Raw genomic sequence first — 16,950 nt, 5'->3', positions numbered from 1 at the left:
AAAAATGAAATCATTTACGAAGCATAAATCACTCATCTTTGTAACCGTATTGCTGCTCGTCATCTCTGTGTTTACGGCGGGGTGTTCATCATCATCAACTAAATCGGGAAATTCATCAAATAAAAGTTCAAATGTCATTCAAGCGTATGGTGAACTTGATCCGCAAGTTTCCGGTCAACAAATTATCGCTCAAGAAAAAGGCTATTTTAAGGATGAGGGTCTGAAGGTGAAAAATCACCTGATGGCTGGTCCTGATCAGAATGCTTCGCTCATTTCAAGCGGAAGTGCTCAAGTGATTTTCGGATCCATTTACAATAATATTTCGGTAGCTGCGAATGGTGTCAACGCAAAACTAATTGCTCCGCTTGCTAATGCCGGGAACACACAAAGTATTGTTGCTCGCAAAGGTCTGAAAATAAAATCTGCCAAAGATCTCGAAAACTTGAAAATCGGTGCCACAACCGGATCTGGAGTCATTATCGCTATCCAGAGCATGTGCAAGGAACTTAGCGTCGATTACAATAAAATCAAATTTGTTAATCTGCAAGCCGCTGATCAGTTGACTGCTCTTGAAAAAGGTAACGTTGATGCGATAGCAGTATGGGAACCTTGGGTAGGGAAAGCAGTTGCTGCCGGAGGAAAGATCTTGTTTACGGGTAAAAAATCATATTTGCCGGATAAACAAGGCGATGTCAATTGGCTCAATTTTTATATGACTGTGGCCGTGTCTGATAATTTTTATAAAGAGCATCCGGATCAAGCAGTGAAATTCTTACGGGCGTTAAATAAAGCAACAGCATTTATTAATGAACATCCGGATGAGGCGGCAGAAATTGTTGCAAAAAAGATTAAAATTTCAAAGAGCGACGCAAAAAGAATTATGGCAAAAAATAATTATTCAATGGCCTGGAGCAAAGATTTCACAGATAGCGCGAGTGTTATGGGAAACTTCATGAAGGCAAATAAAAACATTAAAGAAGTACCGGCATTGAGCAGTTATTCCACAACCAGTGTGCTTAAAAAAGTGGACAGCAAATTAATTGAAGTAAATGACTAAACAGGAGTGACCCTCGTTGTTTGATTTAATCGTTAAAAACGCAAAAATTGTTACTGCTGATTGCGTATTTTCAGGCAGTGTTGCGGTGAGCGGAGAAAAAATCGGAGCGCTGCTGCCGGCGGATACGATCGAACCCGCACATTCAGTCATTGATGCGGATCACGCCTTGCTTTTTCCGGGACTTATTGACGCACATGTTCATTTTAATGATCCTGGTTTTGAATGGCGTGAAGATTTTTCTCATGCGACGCAGGCTGCTGCGCTTGGGGGAGTGACGACTGTTGTCGATATGCCGCTTCAAAATGATCCGGCATTAACTGATCGAGCCATTTTTGATCGAAAACATCAGTTGTTAAAGAATAAGTCCTATATCGACTATGCATTCTGGGGCGGAATGATTAATGATAATCTTGACAAGCTTAACGAATTAAATGAGTGCGGTGTGACATCATTTAAATCATTTTTGGCTCCTGTATCCAGTGATTATACGTCGCTTGATTATGGCAGAGTCCGAAAAGGTCTAGAAATTATCAAGGAGTTTAATGGACTTGCCGGTTTTCATTGTGAAGATTTTGGGATTATTTCTTATAATGAAGCAACTGCTGTTAGGAATGGAAACGTATCGCGAGAGGACTACTTAAAAGCGAGACCTGTGGTTGCTGAATTAATCGCTGTACAATCAATCATCGAACTGTCACGTGAAATTGGCACGCATGTGCATATTTGCCATGTGTCACATCCATTAGTAGCCGAAGCGATCAAACGTGCAAAATATGAAGGTGTTCAGATTACTGCTGAAACTTGCCCGCACTACTTGGTTTTCAATACTGAGCAATTTCTTGAAAAAGGGATGTATTTTAAATGCGCCCCTCCATTAAGAAGTAAAGAAGCAAGTGAGGCGCTTTGGAATTATATAAAAGATGGTACCTTAGATTTAATCGCGAGTGATCACTCTCCCTGTGCGCCGAAAGAAAAGTCGGAATCTGAAGGTTCTTTTAAAGCATGGGGCGGGATAAGTGGTGTTCAAACGAGCTTGCAGGTTATGTTTCACGAAATAAAGAAAAGAGGATGGTCACCAACAATTCTCTCAAGAATGATGTCTCGAAATCCTGCTAAAGTCTTTGGCATGAAAACGCGAAAAGGCGAACTGACTCCGGGATACGATGCTGATTTTGTTCTTGTTGATCCCAAAAAAGAGTGGGAGATCAAGGAAGATCAGTTAGCCTATTTAAATAGACAATCCGCTTTCATCGGCTATAAGGGAGCAGGACTGCCCATCTGTACAGTTTTGCACGGTCAAGTAATTGTAAAGAACGGATCAGTGGTCGGAAAATCGGGAGAAGGCAAGCTGATTAGAAGATCGCGATAATAAATTTATAGAAATCAAACGCGTCTTTGATCGTGTAAATAAGGCGCGTTTTTTCTATAAGCAGATTGAGTTGCTACCCATTTTTAACACTTAATCGACAAAACATTCAAAAAATGATTCAATGATGAGTAACAAGGATGTGGATTGGAGTGTTCGTTTTGAAAGTGCGCGATATTTTTTCCGAACCTGTTTTCAAAGGATTTAAATGGATTGCAGGAGAAAAAGGCGGAGAAAGGGAAATTCGCAACATTAATATGATGGACGCGCCGGATATTATCGATTATCTTAAGCCAAACGACTGGCTTGTTACTTCTGGTTACCATTTGCAGAATCATAATGACTTCTTTCTTGAACTCGTCGACAAGATGGCAATGAAAGGCTGTGCCGCACTCGGCATCAAAACGGATCGATTCATGAATGGCATACCGCATAAAGTGATCGAGCTTGCTGATCGGATTAACTTTCCTTTAATCTTTATTCCGAACCGCATCCCATTGGTAGATATCGTTAATCAAACATTGACCTCTATCCTTCACGCACGCACGGAAGAACTGCAGCTCGCGATTGATACGCATCAACAATTTTCCAATCACATTATGAATGGAGAGGGAGTTGAGCGCATTTTGACGGATTTGTCGAAAATAATCGGCTGCCCTGCCGCTCTTCTTGACTCTTTTTTCAAACCAATTGCGGTTTCAAGTGATACGAGTGAAAAAGAGGGAGCAGATCGATTTCGCATACTCAGACAAGTCGGTTCATCTTTTGCACAAATGAAGGAACCTTATCATGCATTTTGCGTCATGAAAACACATCAGGCGTTTACGCTATTCCCTCTTTATACGTATAAAATGAAGCGTCATTTTTTAATTATAGAGGGATTCGTCCCACAGGAAGAACGAATCATGGTACTGACGATTGAGCAGGCGGCCAACGTTCTTGCCTTCGAACTCATGAAGGATGAGGCTTTAAGGCAGAGTGAACGAAAAATACGCGATGCCTACTTATCGAAGCTTGTCGCGGGCGAGTTTACATCTAAAGATGGGATCATTAATCGGGCACGAGAGTTTAACATGTCTGATGAACAGAAAATGATTGCAGTTGTTGGAAAGCTTGATCTTGACGATAGTCGAACAAGTTTTATGAAATTCAGAACAAAAACGAATGAAGTCAGCGAGTTTATTGAAGGAGAAATGGAAAATCTGCCTTTTCACGGCTATTTTTTCGTGAAAGACAGCTTTTGCATCTGTCTGTTCGATGTGGGAGAAGGTTGGTCGAATGACTCGCGCCGATTGATTCCATATCTGCGGCATGCTCAGGAGCGAGTCGAGCAATATTTTTCTGAAACCATATCCTTTGGAATAAGCAATTATCACGTTGATCTCTCCGACTTGCCGCACGGGTATCAATCTGCAGTCGATGCACTGCAGTCGGGCTTGCGTTCCGGTCGCCGCAAGTTTATTCAAATTTATCAATCAAAGGGTTTTTCCGACCTCTTGCGTATGGTACCGATGGATGATTTAAACAAGCTGTATCGTGAAACGTTTCAAGGGCTTGCATTCCCGGAGAGGGAAGAGGATGAGGAACTATTCCATACGCTGATTGTCTTTTTTGAGTCGAATTGCCAAATATCAGAGACCGCTAAAAAACTGTTTATTCATCGAAACACCGTTATCTATCGGATTGATAAATGTGAACAGTTGCTTGGTAAGGACTTGAAGGATCCTGAGACAGGTTTTTTAATTCGCTTCGCGTTTCGCTTAAAGTCGCTCCTTGATGAATCAAACACGATGGATCATCCGCATTGATCCATTGTGCAGTTTAACTGAATTTAGATTAAAAAAACAGAAATTATGTCAATGGTTGCAATTTGAAATTTTGCTAAAATGAAGCTGTTCTATAAATGTTATGTAACTTCACATAGAAAGAGGGCTCGTCGGATGGCTTTTCGAACCTCAGCGCCATTAAAGGAAGAGATCGCTGAACGAATCAACTGGTTAGGACTGATTGGACGAACCGAAAATGACGGCGTGACACGCTTACTTTATAGCGAATCATGGATGGAAGCACAAAGTGCTATAAAGAAAAAAATGGAAGAAATGGGACTTTCCGCTCGGTTTGATGATGTCGGCAATGTCTTTGGAAGAGTCGAAGGAACAGAAGAACGCGATCGCGTGATTCTTACAGGATCGCATATTGATACAGTCGTTGACGGAGGAAAATATGATGGCGCTTTTGGTGTTCTTGCGGCGATGATTGCAGTCAGCAGACTGCAGCAAGAGTATGGTGCGCCAAAAAAAACAATTGAGACGGTTGCACTTTGCGAAGAAGAAGGCAGCCGTTTTCACTTAGCCTTTTGGGGATCCGGATCGATCACCGGACGTTATCAATTGAGCGATGCAAGTAAAGTAACCGACGGACAGGATGTCACCCTTGAAGATGCCATGCATCAATTGGGATTCGGTCAAGGAGCGTATCCTTTGGCTAGGCGTGAGGATATTGCCTGCTTTTTGGAAACCCATATTGAGCAAGGGCAGATTCTGGAACACGAGCATCTGGCATGGGCACCGGTCAGTCACATCGTTGGGATGAAACGGATGATCATTCGTCTGTCCGGAGAAAGCAATCATGCAGGAACAACGCCGATGGCCGGTCGCAGGGATGCTCTGTACGCCGCATCGCAGATGATTTCCGATGTGGTGGGGCATGCAAAAATGCAGAACAACGGACTGGTTGCTACTGTTGGCCAGATAAGCATCCAGCCCAATGTCGGAAACGTCATTCCCGGTGCCTGCACCTTTGCGCTTGATGTCCGTCATCATGAATATGATGTTCTCCATGATTTCTGCACGAAGGAGCTTGAGAATTTCCGATTGATCGCAGAAAAAGAAGCGGTTGCTCTTGATATTAAAACGTGGCTTGATGATGCGCCGGTAAAAATGGATCCGGTCATGACACAGCGCCATGTGGATCTTGCGCGGAAAGCAGGAATACCGTTTAAAAAAATGGTGAGCGGTGCGGGTCATGATTCGCAAATATTCGGCGTTTATTGCCCAACGGCGATGATGTTTGTGCCCAGTCATGATGGAATCAGCCACTCTCCTAAAGAGTTTACAAAAATAGAAGACTTGGCTACCGGTGTACGTATGCTGATGAAGATCTTGCACGAAATGGCTTATTAAATCATTTATTTGCGGAAAAGAGTGAAACTATGGAAACAACAATGGAACAACGAATGCTAAAAGTGCCTCCGCGTAAAATTATGACTCCCGGACCGGTTGAGGTCGATCCACGCGTGCTGCGTGCGATGTCCATGCCGATTCTTGGTCAGTTTGATCCGGCATTTACACAGGTCATGAATGAAGTAATGGCCATGCTGCGCGAGACTTTTCAAACAAAAAACCATTGGGCTTATCCGATTGACGGTACCTCGCGTGCCGGACTCGAAGCAGTCATTGCCAGTCTCATAGAACCGGGGGACCGGATGCTGGTCCCGATTTATGGCCGTTTTGGCGACCTGTTTGTTGAAATCGGTGAGCGTTACGGTGCGGACATTCATACGATGACCTGTCCATGGGGAACTGTTTTCGATCCACAGGATGTCATTGCGGAGATCGAGAAGGTTCAACCTAAAGTCGTAGCACTTGTTCACGGAGAAACGTCGACCGGGCGGATGCAGCCTCTGTCTGAAATCGGTCATGCATGCCGCGAATTGAATGCGCTGCTTGTTGTTGATAGTGTTGCGACATTCGGCGGTGCCGATGTTCGCACTGATGAATGGTGCCTTGACGCGGTGATCGGCGGCGCGCAAAAATGTCTTTCCGTACCATCGGGAATCACGCCGATTACGTATAACGAACGGGTTGAACGCGTTATTTTGAGCAGGAAAAAGGTTGAACGGGGTATCGCGACTGAATCAGACAACAATTCGGCTGCTGTGATGCCGATTCGAAGTAATTACTTTGATTTAAGCCAGCTTCAGGATTATTGGAGCGAACGCCGGTTAAATCATCATACTGAAGCCACGTCGATGGAGTACGCATTGCATGAGGGACTACGGCTTGTTTTGGATGAAGGTCTGACCAAGCGTTTTGCTCGACACAAATTAAATGAAAAAGCGCTGATGGTAGGCATCGAAGCCATGGGACTTGATTTGTTCGGGGATCCGGAATGCAAAATGCCGACAGTGACTTGCGTGTCAGTTCCTGAAGGCGCGAATGCAGATGATGTGCGCGGCGTATTGTTGAACCAATTCGGTATTGAAATTGCCGGTTCATTTGGATCACTTCAAGGAAAGATTTGGCGAATCGGTACAATGGGCTACGGCTGCCGAAAAGATAATGTACTCGCGGTTCTTGCGGGATTGGAAGCGTCACTGATTCGCTGCGGTGTCTCTGTCAATCGTGGCGAGGGCTTGCAGGCGGCGATGGATGTATATGATGAGGCGGCTGAATAAACAACGATTCGGATTGTTTTCATTTTAAGGGAGATGAAGGCTGTGCCTTACGACTTACTGATCAGAAATGGCAATGTTGTGCTGTCGAATGAAGTGAAAAGACTCGATATCGGTATTAACAGCGGAAAAATCACAGCACTGGGTCAGGTATTGGATGGAGAAGCAAAACAAGTCGTCAATGCTGAAGGGATGACCGTTTTTCCTGGAATGATTGATGTTCATGTTCACTTTGATGAGCCAGGCCGAGAGAATTGGGAAGGCTTTGAAACCGGTTCGGCAATGCTTGCCGCCGGCGGCTGCACCACCTTTTTTGATATGCCGCTTAATGGTATTCCTTCAACAGTTACTAAAGAAGCATTTGTTGATAAAGTGGCTGTTGGTGAAGCAAAGTCACACATTGACTTTGGCCTTTGGGGCGGGCTTGTTCCGGAGAACCTGAATGACTTGGCTGATCTGGCCGATGCTGGCGCGATCGGGTTTAAAGCATTTTTATCTCCTTCAGGAAATCCCTATTTTCATTCTGTTGATGATGAATCGCTCCTTGAAGGGATGAAGCGCATTGCAAAAACCGGATCCGTGCTCGCCCTTCACTCGGAAAGTGCCCCGCTCGTCACTTTTCTTCAAAAGGAAAAAGAAGCTAAAGGGTTAACGGGGTATGATGACTATGCAGAATCTCGCCCTGTCCAGGCGGAAACTGAGGCTGTTTCGCGAGCTTTGACATTCGCTGAAGTCACCGGTTGCCCACTGCATTTTGTTCATATCAGTACGATTGAGGCCGTTACATTGATTCAAGCTGCTAAAAAGAGGGGGCAGGACGTTACGCTTGAAACCTGCCCACATTATTTGCTTTATAGTCATGAGGATTTTCGCAAGATCGGTGTTGTGGGGAAATGCGCACCGCCACTTCGTTCGGAAACGGAACGTCGTGGCCTAGTTGATCTTCTGATTCAAGGACAGATTGACATGGTCTCCTCGGATCACTCGCCATGCGAATGGAAAGACAAGCAGACAGACAGCATTTTTACCGCTTGGGGCGGCATTAGCGGCGGTCAGTTTTCGTTATTAAGCGCGATTGAGATTGCCTTGGCTCAGGATCTCCCACTCACTAAAGTGGCAGACTGGACGGCTAAGCAACCGGCGGAGCGTTTTCAGCTCACAGCGCAAAAGGGAGAAATCCGTAAAGGCGCTGATGCGGACCTTGCGGTTGTAGCACTTGATAAGCCTGAACAGGTAACAACAGATAAGCTTTATCAAAAGAATAAATTTAGCCTGTACGAGGGCCATGTTTTCCCTTCGAGCATTCAGATGACGATTAATCGAGGGACGGTTGTCTACTCTAATACGGATGGCATCAATGGTGCAGCTTCGGGAAAATGGATTCGTCCAGGAAAGTAAGTAATTGTAATTTCTCTATAGAATGATTGACCGTGTATAAAAAAGTGTACACGGTTTATTCGTGTCATAAAATATGACATATTTTATATATACATCTAGGAGAATAGTTAACTTAGTACAAAAAAGAATTACTTTTTTATATATTATAGCTAATGACAAACATAGAAATGCTCTTTAATATAATCTATGTAATATTATTTAACGTACTTTGTGAGTTGAAGAAACATTATTTTCTGCACGACTCATCAAAAGGGATTAGGATGTCCAAAAACAGATTGGCTGAAGTTGGGTAATTGATTTGCTTATTAATATCAAAATATTCTGGATGATGGAGGGTATGAGTATGGGTTCAAATGAAATTTTTAAAGGGACGATCACGGAACCGAGTTCACACTTGTATAACGAAGATTTGGCTCCCGCCAAAGAAAGACGCTGGACGACCTACAGCTTACTGTCGATGTGGATGTCCGATGTGCACAGTATCGGTACCTATACTTTTGCAGCCGGCTTATTTTTTCTTGGATTGACCGGTTGGGAAGTCCTTGTTGCAGAAATCATTGGCGCTTTTGCTGTCATGTATCTTGCCAATATGACCGGTGTTGCAGGAACCAAGCTTGGTGTGCCTTATCCGGTTCTGTCGCGCATTTCATTTGGCGTATTCGGCGGGAATGTGCCTGCATTGATTCGCGGATTCATCGCTATCTTTTGGTATGGAATTCAGACGTACCTTTCATCAGTTGCCGTTGTCGCGATTCTATTGCTTATCTTTCCGGACATGAAATCAATGATGGGCTACACATTCCTTGGACTTTCACTTCCCGGATGGATCGGTTTTCTCTTTCTTTGGTTGTTGCAGTTCGTTGTATTTAATTATGGAATGGAATTTATTCGTAAATTTGATAACTTCTGCGGTCCTGTTGTTTATCTGATGATGCTGATTTTAATCGTCTGGATCGCGATCAAGGCAGGCGGAAAAATAAACATCGGTGTCAGCCCTGTAAAGATTTCTTCAGGACAGGCAGTGATTCAATTTTTCAGTGCGATTTCACTTGTCATTGCCTATTTTTCAACAATCATTCTGAATGTTAGTGACTTTACTCGCTTTTCACCTTCAGTGAAGACAACGAAACGGGGAAATTTCTGGGGTCTGCCCGTTAACTTTACCGCTTTTTCACTGGCTTCTGTTGTTGTGACAGCCGGGACCATTACTGTATTTGGGAAAGCGATAACGGATCCGGTTCTCCTCATTCAGCGTGTGAGCAATCCGTTTTTCCTCGTTGTCGGTGCAATCGTCTTTATCATTGCCACAATGGGTGTGAATATCGTTGCTAATCTTGTATCTCCTGCTTATGACTTTGCCAATCTGGCACCGAAACATATCAATTTTCGCCGCGGAGCGATGATTACTTCGATTCTCTCAATCGTTGTCATGCCGTGGCAAGTGTACAGCAATCCGGTTGCCGTCAACTATTTTCTCGGCGGACTTGGCGCTTTTCTCGGACCGATCTTCGCAATTATCATTGTTGATTACTATTTAATTAAGCGCGGTAAGATCAATGTGCAAGCATTGTATGAAGAGAAAAAGGGTGAATACTGGTATAAGAACGGGTACCATGTAAAAGCGTTCATCGCATTTATTGTAGGAATCATTATCACGGTTCCTCTGGCACTCATCCCTGTATTCTCAGCAGTTGCCGCATTCTCATGGCCGATCGGTGTGCTGATCACAGGAATCGTTTATGGTGCTATAATGCGGAGCGAACAGGTAGCCGCAAGCACTGAATTTTCTGGAGCGGAGTAAAGGTTTCCTAACTTTATAGATAAATAGACAGAATGAAAACATGAGTGAGCGGCTGCTTACTCATGTTTTTTTTTCGAACATTCGTCCGTATTATTTATGATTTTCAAGAAAATTTTTCAACTCTTTTTTTCTTTCAGGGGACAACGCATGCCAGCGTATTCCTCGAACAGCGCCTTCAAGTGCATAGAACTTGCATAGACAAGCGGATGGATCATTTACCTTCACAGCTAGAAAGGCTTGCTCACTTCCCATAGCGCGTAATTCTTCCGCAGTGCGAATATGGATTCGATGCAGTTCCTTAATTAGTACCGGCCCGAGATTGGGGAGGCTGGATAACTCAGTCATTAGAATCGCCCTTTTTCCACGCGGGAAGCTTACGCATCATGAACGCTGCGGATTCTTGAGCGACATTTACGTTGAGCCCTTGGGTTCTTATGATGAACTGGGTCATAGATGCCAGTTTTTCATCATAGCTTTGCATGCTCCCATCTGGCCGTGCGCAAAATTTGCAATAGTCTTTCGTTGTGTCGCCAAGTGGATAATCGTCAACATTTTTCATAGGCATACCACATGCAATACATTGCTTCATTTTTCATCGACCTCCGAATCAAACACATCAAGTGCCGGTTTCAGGCATGTTGCAACACCTTTAATTCCAGATACAGTCAGCGTCATTAAAATTGCTTCTTTTAGTTCATCACGTGAAGCACCAAGATTTTTCACCATATGGGTATGGGCGGTAACAGCGGCAGCATCTCCTTGCGATGCTTTCATGGAGATATAGATAAGCTGTTTCGTCTTTGGATCAAGTCCTGTTGATGTTGATAGCGTTCTGATGAGCCCATTAAACGCTTGCGCGGCTTCAGGGGCTTCCTTCATAAAAAAATTCATCATATTCATTTACAATCCACCTCCAGTAGTTTTAAAAAATTTGCTATTAATTGGTTTTTATAAAGAGCAAGGACTGATCCTTGCGGTGCAAACAGCCTACGGTTCATCAGATAGTAATGAATGAGTCCGATCCATGTGTTGAATAGGAACGAAAAGGGGAGATCCTTTATTTTTTTCTCATTCTTCAATTGAGTCATGACTTGATCCAAATGATGGGCAATCACTGATTGAATACCAATCACTGTTTGTTGTGCTTCTTCCGGCAATTGCTGCAAGTCCATGATCAAATGGGTGTAAAGTGATTCACTTGCTTCAATCGCGGTTAGATGTGTTTGCAAAACGTCACTGAGACAATGTCCCGGTTCCGATGATTCATGGATTTGTGCCGTTAGTGCCGTTCCTAAATTGTCAATCACTGCCAGGATTAATTTTTCCTGTGATTGGAAATGAAGAAAGACAGTGCCATGAGCGACACCGGCTTCTTTGGCAATCATCTGTGTTGATGGACGTATAAAGCCATTGATTGCATAAACATGTTCGGCGGCCGTAAGAATTGCTGCGCGTGTCTGCTGTCTTTGTTGCTCTCGCTTATTCATTAAATGACTCCTCACTCACTGACTGTATAGTCATTATAATTCCGTGTCTTTAATTTCGCAAGTCATGTGTCAGCAAACGGCGTTGACAGCATTCTTTTGAAATGCTTCAATCATCTTTGAAATGAAAAAACACGATCCGGTTGGTATTGATTGTTGCGCGGCATGTGTTCGGACCGGAGCCTAGCAATCCTGATGTTTTATCTTTTGTTTGTTGTGGCTTGGATCAACTCATTGATCGAAGTCTGCCTGTTGCTCGAGAGAAGGAAGCTATTCATCGCCGTAAATGCATCAATGCGAAGCGATTAAGGCGCATGGTCAAAAAAGAATCCCGTAATTCAGGGATTGGTACAAAAGCGCAAAAAGCTTTGAAAGAAGCATTCGAACAAAAAAAGAAAATACACCGCTTGCGCAGTAAGGAAGAAAAAAAGATTTTAAAGCAGCAGGAGTATCAATTGAGAAAAAAGAAAGCCAAGCTGAGACATCGCGGAAAAATCTAATTTTCCGCTAAAATAAAGCGCCACCATTTTGCAACAAAAAGCATGGTATAATAGAAGTGGATTGAACAGAACGGGGGACGATTTCTATTATGGATAAAACACCGCTTTTTCTAGAGCCGGCGCTTCACGATAAGATCTGGGGCGGCACGCGGCTGCGCGACTTGTTCGGGTATAACATACCGAGCGAAACAACTGGTGAATGCTGGGGGATTTCAGCGCACCCGAATGGCCCGGCTGTAATCAAAAACGGGACTCTTGCAGGTAAAACGCTTGCCGACGCATGGGCACAGCACAGGGAATTGTTCGACAACTATGCCGGAGATGACTTTCCCCTGCTGACCAAAATTCTTGACGCACGTACGGATCTTTCCGTGCAGGTTCATCCGGACGATGCCTATGCACAGGCTAAGGAGCATGTGCCATTCGGCAAGACGGAGTGCTGGTACATTATTGACTGTGATGCAGATTCAGAAATTGTATACGGACATACGGCCCAAACACGAGAGGACTTCCGCAAGGCCGTTGCCGAGAAGAAATGGGACAGCCTGCTGCGCCGGGTAAAGGTTAAACCAGGTGACTTTTTCTATGTGCCGAGCGGGACCATTCATGCGATCTGCGGCGGTTGCCTGATACTTGAGACTCAGCAAAGTTCAGATACAACCTATCGTGTCTATGACTATGACCGGCCCGGAGCGGATGGAAAACCACGTGAACTGCATATTCAGCAGTCCATTGATGTCGCAAATTGTCCGCATGTCGATCCCGAGCTGACCTATCATGTGCGTCAGGAAACGGAAGCAAAATTCACCGAATTACTGCGTGAGAGCCTGTTTACCGTCTCTCACTGGGAAGTGCGCGGCTGCACGGAACCGATCAAGAAGAACTGGCCGTTCCTGCTGATGAGTGTGCTTGACGGTGAAGGAAAGCTTCAAATTGACGATTCGGGCTATGATTTGAAAAAAGGCGACCATCTTGTAGTACCTGCATCTGTTGAAACGCTGCAAATCATCGGTCATGCAGACCTGATTGTGTCGAATCCAGTATAAATGAGCGGCATGAGAAAAAAGCCGGCGATCATGGTGATCGGTGCGAAGCAATCCGATCACACTGGATTTACTAAGCATAAAAAACAGTTGATTATCAGTCGTAAAATACAGGGAATCGCGACTGTTTTCTTACTTGAAAACAATGGCGATGAATTGAGAAAAAATGAGCTTTCGATCGTTAAACGTGGGATTGCTCGTTGCAATTTAATCCTGCTGCTTCAGAATGCAGCAGTTGGTGTCGCTCTTCAGGCGGCCGCAATTGCCAAAATACATGATGTGAACGTCTTGATTGATTCGGAACCGATGCTCACATTGACCGAAAAAATAAGACGTGCCACTGACCAGATCAGGCATATTGACCAGAAGAAACGCGTTGCCGCTAAAAAATGGCGAAAACGGCATATATAAAAATGGGAGCGAGGGGTTGTCCCCACGCTCCCATTTATACTCAGCAGTTATTTTTTCTTCAGAAAATCATAGATGGTCGCAAAATCGTACTCGCCTTTACCTTGCTGCTGGCATAATCCGTACATTGCCTTTAGGGTGTTCGATAGCGGAAGGGCAAAGCCATGCTTGTACGCTTCCTCGGAAGCGAGCTCCATATCTTTATAGATGCTGTTTACTTTGAAGTCCGCGTTCTCGAAGTCTTCGTTCATCATTTTGCTCTCCTTGAAATGAAGAATCGGCGCGGCAGTTGGACCCGCAAACAGTGATTTGATCACACCAGCTTTGTCCAGTCCAAGACTTTCACCGAAAGCAACCGCTTCGGAAAAAGCAGCGACAGTCTGTCCGAGCATCAGGTTATTGACCAATTTCATCGCCGTACCGGTTCCATTTGCTCCTTTATGGTGAATTTCTTTTCCCATGATGTTGAGCAATGGACGTACCTTTTCTAGGTCTCGAGATTCACCGCCAACGAAGAAGATCAATTCGCCTTTTTCAGCAGGACCCGTTGAACCTGCGACCGGTGCATCCAAAAAGTGAATACCTTCATTTTTTGCGTCATCAGCTAATTTTACCGATTGAGTCGGGCTGATCGTACTGCTGTCTACCCAAAGTGCGTCTTGTTTCATACCGGCAAGCAGTCCATTGTCGCCGTAAGCGACTGCATCTACCGCCTGAGGGTTGGCGAGCATGGTAAATACGATGTCAGCTTGTGAACCGACCTCCTTTGGTGAACCTGCCAGCAGCGCACCTTTTTTAATCAGTGGTTCGGTTTTCGACTTGGTGCGGTTGTAAACGATCAGTTCATGTCCTGCGTCAAGCAGACGTCTAGCCATGCGGCTGCCCATAATACCGATTCCAATAAATCCAATCATCTATCATCTCTCCTTGCTTGCGGCTGTTTTGTTTCTCAACACCGCTTTTCATCAAAATAAGGAAGTACGAAGATTTCGTACCTGCTTCAGCCAAGTTTTCGTCAATAGGCTCATTCGATTGAGTCCCTACTGTCAGAATAGCACAAAAATCCGTGAATACACATTGACTTGCTTAGAAAGCTGGTTGACCTAAAAACGATCATGATATAATGAAAAGCATAAATGTTTGTATACGGAGGTTTTCATTTGATTGAAATTATTGCTACTGCAGAATCATTGGAGCAGGCTGAAGCACTAATCGACGCCGGGGCGGACAGGCTCTATGTCGGCGGTCATCCATTCGGTCTGCGCCTGCCAAAGCCGCTCAGTTTAGAAAGTATTGGTCGGATTTCCGACTTGGTGCATCGCCGCGGGAAAAAAATAACGGTTGCCTGCAACGCACTGATGCATAACGAACAGATCAGTGCATTGGCTCCGTACTTGTCTCAACTTGGAAAATTTGGTGTGGATACTGTTTCAATCGGAGATCCTGGTGCAATTTTTGTCTTGAGGGAATTGGGACTCCCGTTGAATTTTATTTATGATGCCGGCACATTGGTTACTTCGGCGGAACAGGTTGCTTTTTGGATCAGTCAAGGTGCCTCAGGCGCAGTTGCCGCCCGCGAATTAACTTTAAAAGAATTAATTGAGATGCAGCAAAAATTGGATCAGCCCATCGAGGTCCAGGTTTACGGACCAACATGTATTCATCAATCCGGACGCCCGCTCCTGAAAAATTATTTTAAGTACACCGGTGGAGTTGAGAAGAACGATCAGACACTGTACCTGCGCGATCCGAAAAATCCGGACAGTCAATATCCTATTTTTGAAGATACGGACGGGACTCATATTTTTTCAACGGATGATCTATCATTGATGGGGCAGCTGAAATTAATGCGCGAGAACGGCTTGAATACATGGAAGCTTGACGGCGTGCTGCTCCATGGTGAACGCTTTGTTCAAATTGTGTCGCTTTTTGCTGAGGCAAGACGAGCACTTGAATCCGGCGCTTTTGTACCGGAGAGCTTTTGCAACCGTTTAGTCAAGCTGCAGCCGGCACATCGGCCGCTCGGTACCGGTTTTTACTTGAAAAATCCTGAAGACGTTCATTAATAGAACAGCCTCTTAGACTATTGCATGCAAGAAGGAGAACAAAGATGAAAAAGATTGAGAAGAAACCTGAAGTGCTTGCTCCGGCAGGCAATTTAGAAAAGCTGAAAATGGCGATCCGTTACGGCGCGGATGCAGTCTACATTGGCGGTCAGGCATTTGGGCTGCGCTCGCGTGCAGGCAACTTTTCCTATGAAGAGATGTCTGAAGGTGTCGCTTTCGCTCACGAACACGGGGCGAAGGTTTTTGTTGCGGCAAACATGGTGACGCATGAAGGTGACGGTAATGGAGCAGACGAATTCTTTAAGACGCTGCAATCCATTGGCGTGGATGCGGTGATCATTTCGGATCCGGCGTTGATTGTCGTCTGCTTTAACGCCGCACCGGGACTGCCAATCCATTTGTCGACGCAAGCCTCGGCGACGAATTACAAGACACTTGAGTTCTGGAAAAGCATCGGACTCGAGCGCGTGGTGCTTGCAAGAGAAGTAGGTATTGAGGAAATCCGCGAAATGCGCCGCCATACAGATATCGAGATTGAAGCCTTCATTCATGGCGCGATGTGCATTGCTTATTCAGGACGCTGCACGCTCTCCAATCACATGGTGAATCGTGACGCGAATCGCGGCGGCTGCGCTCAGTCCTGCCGTTGGAAATACGATCTGTTCGACATGGACAACGGTGAGCCGAACAGTCATCTGCGCGATGATGAGCCGTTTTCGATGAGTGCGGTCGATTTGTCAATGCTTCATCATCTGCCTGATATGATTGATGCAGGTGTTAACAGCTTGAAAATTGAAGGCCGAATGAAATCGATCCATTATGTATCAACGGTTTCCAATGTGTATCGCAATGCGGTCGACGCTTACTGCAGCGATCCGGTACATTTTGTCTTTGATCCGGCATGGGATGATGAGATTTGGAAGGTCGCTCAGCGCGATCTGTCGACCGGTTTTTATTATGGTGTGCCGACCGAAAAGGAACAGCTCTTCGGCAAAGCGCGTAAAATACCGAAATACACTTTCGCAGCTCAAGTTTTAGATTACGATCCGGATACAAAGATCGCGACGCTGGAACAGCGCAATAATTTCGGTGTCGGCGAGGAAGTTGAATTTTACGGACCGGGATTTGCGCATTTCAAACAGACAGTGCGTGATCTGTGGAACGAGGACGGCGAACCGATTGACCGTGCTCCCAATCCGATGATGACCGTAACGATGACTGTCGACGCGCCGGTCGAACCTTACTTTTTGATGCGAAAAAAATCAGATGCATAAACTTATTAATCCTTTGCCTGTGCCAAATAGGTGAAGGATTTTTTATTTAAAATCCGTTTAAAAAATAATAATTTCAATTGATCCGCCTACCTTAGCGTCC

The 16,950-nt window shown here is 44.8% G+C and carries 17 protein-coding genes; 12 read left to right on the top strand and 5 right to left on the bottom strand.

Going from position 1 to position 16,950, the window contains the following annotated elements; translation table 11 throughout:
* Positions 1-4: 4 nt before the first annotated feature.
* From NOM01_RS06865 to NOM01_RS06835, 7 genes are all read left to right on the top strand, one after another.
* Positions 5-1,057, top strand: coding sequence for an ABC transporter substrate-binding protein (locus tag NOM01_RS06865; RefSeq protein ID WP_255747563.1), 1,053 nt, complete (start codon positions 5-7; stop codon positions 1,055-1,057).
* Between the two features lie 16 nt (positions 1,058-1,073).
* Positions 1,074-2,426 (top strand): allantoinase AllB, encoded by a 1,353-nt coding sequence (allB, locus tag NOM01_RS06860; protein WP_255747562.1) that lies wholly within the window; start codon positions 1,074-1,076, stop codon positions 2,424-2,426.
* 149 nt (positions 2,427-2,575) lie between these two features.
* Positions 2,576-4,231 (top strand): PucR family transcriptional regulator, encoded by a 1,656-nt coding sequence (locus tag NOM01_RS06855; protein ID WP_255747560.1) that lies wholly within the window; start codon positions 2,576-2,578, stop codon positions 4,229-4,231.
* 132 nt (positions 4,232-4,363) lie between these two features.
* Positions 4,364-5,605: an allantoate deiminase gene (allC, locus tag NOM01_RS06850; protein WP_255747558.1), complete on the top strand. Its 1,242-nt coding sequence runs from the start codon at positions 4,364-4,366 to the stop codon at positions 5,603-5,605.
* A gap of 29 nt (positions 5,606-5,634) precedes the next feature.
* Positions 5,635-6,879 (top strand): pyridoxal-phosphate-dependent aminotransferase family protein, encoded by a 1,245-nt coding sequence (locus tag NOM01_RS06845; protein ID WP_255747556.1) that lies wholly within the window; start codon positions 5,635-5,637, stop codon positions 6,877-6,879.
* Positions 6,880-6,921: 42 nt separating this feature from the next.
* Positions 6,922-8,274, top strand: a complete 1,353-nt coding sequence (locus tag NOM01_RS06840) for an allantoinase (protein WP_255747555.1) — start codon at positions 6,922-6,924, stop codon at positions 8,272-8,274.
* Between the two features lie 343 nt (positions 8,275-8,617).
* Entirely contained in the window at positions 8,618-10,075 is a 1,458-nt protein-coding gene (locus tag NOM01_RS06835) for an NCS1 family nucleobase:cation symporter-1 (protein ID WP_255747553.1), read from the top strand.
* 90 nt (positions 10,076-10,165) lie between these two features.
* On the opposite strand, the gene NOM01_RS06830 is transcribed toward NOM01_RS06835, so the two are convergent.
* Genes NOM01_RS06830 through NOM01_RS06815 form a run of 4 tightly spaced genes read right to left on the bottom strand, consistent with a single transcriptional unit; the run spans position 10,166 to position 11,562 of the window.
* On the bottom strand, positions 10,166-10,420 hold the full coding sequence (locus NOM01_RS06830) for a TfoX/Sxy family protein (protein WP_255747551.1): 255 nt from the start codon (positions 10,418-10,420) through the stop codon (positions 10,166-10,168).
* Positions 10,413-10,664, bottom strand: coding sequence for a zinc ribbon domain-containing protein (locus NOM01_RS06825; protein ID WP_255747549.1), 252 nt, complete (start codon positions 10,662-10,664; stop codon positions 10,413-10,415). Before NOM01_RS06825 ends, NOM01_RS06830 begins: the two co-directional genes overlap by 8 nt.
* Positions 10,661-10,975 carry a carboxymuconolactone decarboxylase family protein gene (locus tag NOM01_RS06820; RefSeq protein WP_255747548.1) on the bottom strand — a complete coding sequence of 105 codons (315 nt, stop codon included), beginning with the start codon at positions 10,973-10,975 and terminating at the stop codon, positions 10,661-10,663. Before NOM01_RS06820 ends, NOM01_RS06825 begins: the two co-directional genes overlap by 4 nt.
* Positions 10,972-11,562, bottom strand: a complete 591-nt coding sequence (locus NOM01_RS06815) for a TetR/AcrR family transcriptional regulator (protein WP_255747547.1) — start codon at positions 11,560-11,562, stop codon at positions 10,972-10,974. The genes NOM01_RS06820 and NOM01_RS06815 overlap by 4 nt, the downstream gene beginning before the upstream one ends.
* A gap of 140 nt (positions 11,563-11,702) precedes the next feature.
* On the opposite strand from NOM01_RS06815, the gene NOM01_RS06810 reads away from it, so the two are divergent.
* From NOM01_RS06810 to NOM01_RS06800, 3 genes are all read left to right on the top strand, one after another.
* Positions 11,703-12,059, top strand: a complete 357-nt coding sequence (locus NOM01_RS06810) for a YjdF family protein (protein WP_370645960.1) — start codon at positions 11,703-11,705, stop codon at positions 12,057-12,059.
* 89 nt (positions 12,060-12,148) lie between these two features.
* Positions 12,149-13,105, top strand: a complete 957-nt coding sequence (gene manA, locus NOM01_RS06805; protein ID WP_255747543.1) for a mannose-6-phosphate isomerase, class I — start codon at positions 12,149-12,151, stop codon at positions 13,103-13,105.
* Positions 13,106-13,513 (top strand): hypothetical protein, encoded by a 408-nt coding sequence (locus NOM01_RS06800; RefSeq protein ID WP_255747541.1) that lies wholly within the window; start codon positions 13,106-13,108, stop codon positions 13,511-13,513.
* A 47-nt stretch (positions 13,514-13,560) separates the two neighbouring features.
* Here NOM01_RS06800 and NOM01_RS06795 read toward each other — a convergent pair whose 3' ends face one another.
* Positions 13,561-14,424: an NAD(P)-dependent oxidoreductase gene (locus NOM01_RS06795; protein WP_255747539.1), complete on the bottom strand. Its 864-nt coding sequence runs from the start codon at positions 14,422-14,424 to the stop codon at positions 13,561-13,563.
* Positions 14,425-14,673: 249 nt separating this feature from the next.
* Between NOM01_RS06795 and NOM01_RS06790 the strand changes: the two genes are divergently transcribed.
* Both NOM01_RS06790 and NOM01_RS06785 read left to right on the top strand, forming a co-directional pair.
* Complete coding sequence (locus tag NOM01_RS06790) at positions 14,674-15,576, top strand: peptidase U32 family protein (protein WP_255747699.1); 903 nt, start codon at positions 14,674-14,676, stop codon at positions 15,574-15,576.
* 44 nt (positions 15,577-15,620) lie between these two features.
* Positions 15,621-16,850, top strand: coding sequence for a peptidase U32 family protein (locus NOM01_RS06785; protein WP_255747538.1), 1,230 nt, complete (start codon positions 15,621-15,623; stop codon positions 16,848-16,850).
* Positions 16,851-16,950: the final 100 nt, after the last annotated feature.

It is taken from the genome of Sporolactobacillus sp. STSJ-5, from assembly GCF_024385605.1.
Lineage (GTDB): Bacteria > Bacillota > Bacilli > Bacillales > Sporolactobacillaceae > Sporolactobacillus.
Note: the sequence above shows the minus strand (reverse complement) of the source record. Positions and strands in the feature narration are given on the sequence as shown.

What these genes read in the sequence shown, in the direction of transcription:
- NOM01_RS06845 (WP_255747556.1), top strand. Translation starts at nt 5,635, where the DNA reads ATGGAAACAACAATGGAACAACGAATGCTAAAAGTGCCTCCGCGTAAA.
- NOM01_RS06865 (WP_255747563.1), top strand. Translation starts at nt 5, where the DNA reads ATGAAATCATTTACGAAGCATAAATCACTCATCTTTGTAACCGTATTG.
- NOM01_RS06800 (WP_255747541.1), top strand. Translation starts at nt 13,106, where the DNA reads ATGAGCGGCATGAGAAAAAAGCCGGCGATCATGGTGATCGGTGCGAAG.
- NOM01_RS06820 (WP_255747548.1), bottom strand. Translation starts at nt 10,975, where the DNA reads ATGAATATGATGAATTTTTTTATGAAGGAAGCCCCTGAAGCCGCGCAA.
- NOM01_RS06785 (WP_255747538.1), top strand. Translation starts at nt 15,621, where the DNA reads ATGAAAAAGATTGAGAAGAAACCTGAAGTGCTTGCTCCGGCAGGCAAT.
- NOM01_RS06825 (WP_255747549.1), bottom strand. Translation starts at nt 10,664, where the DNA reads ATGAAGCAATGTATTGCATGTGGTATGCCTATGAAAAATGTTGACGAT.
- allC (WP_255747558.1), top strand. Translation starts at nt 4,364, where the DNA reads ATGGCTTTTCGAACCTCAGCGCCATTAAAGGAAGAGATCGCTGAACGA.
- NOM01_RS06815 (WP_255747547.1), bottom strand. Translation starts at nt 11,562, where the DNA reads ATGAATAAGCGAGAGCAACAAAGACAGCAGACACGCGCAGCAATTCTT.
- NOM01_RS06795 (WP_255747539.1), bottom strand. Translation starts at nt 14,424, where the DNA reads ATGATTGGATTTATTGGAATCGGTATTATGGGCAGCCGCATGGCTAGA.
- manA (WP_255747543.1), top strand. Translation starts at nt 12,149, where the DNA reads ATGGATAAAACACCGCTTTTTCTAGAGCCGGCGCTTCACGATAAGATC.
- NOM01_RS06830 (WP_255747551.1), bottom strand. Translation starts at nt 10,420, where the DNA reads ATGACTGAGTTATCCAGCCTCCCCAATCTCGGGCCGGTACTAATTAAG.
- NOM01_RS06835 (WP_255747553.1), top strand. Translation starts at nt 8,618, where the DNA reads ATGGGTTCAAATGAAATTTTTAAAGGGACGATCACGGAACCGAGTTCA.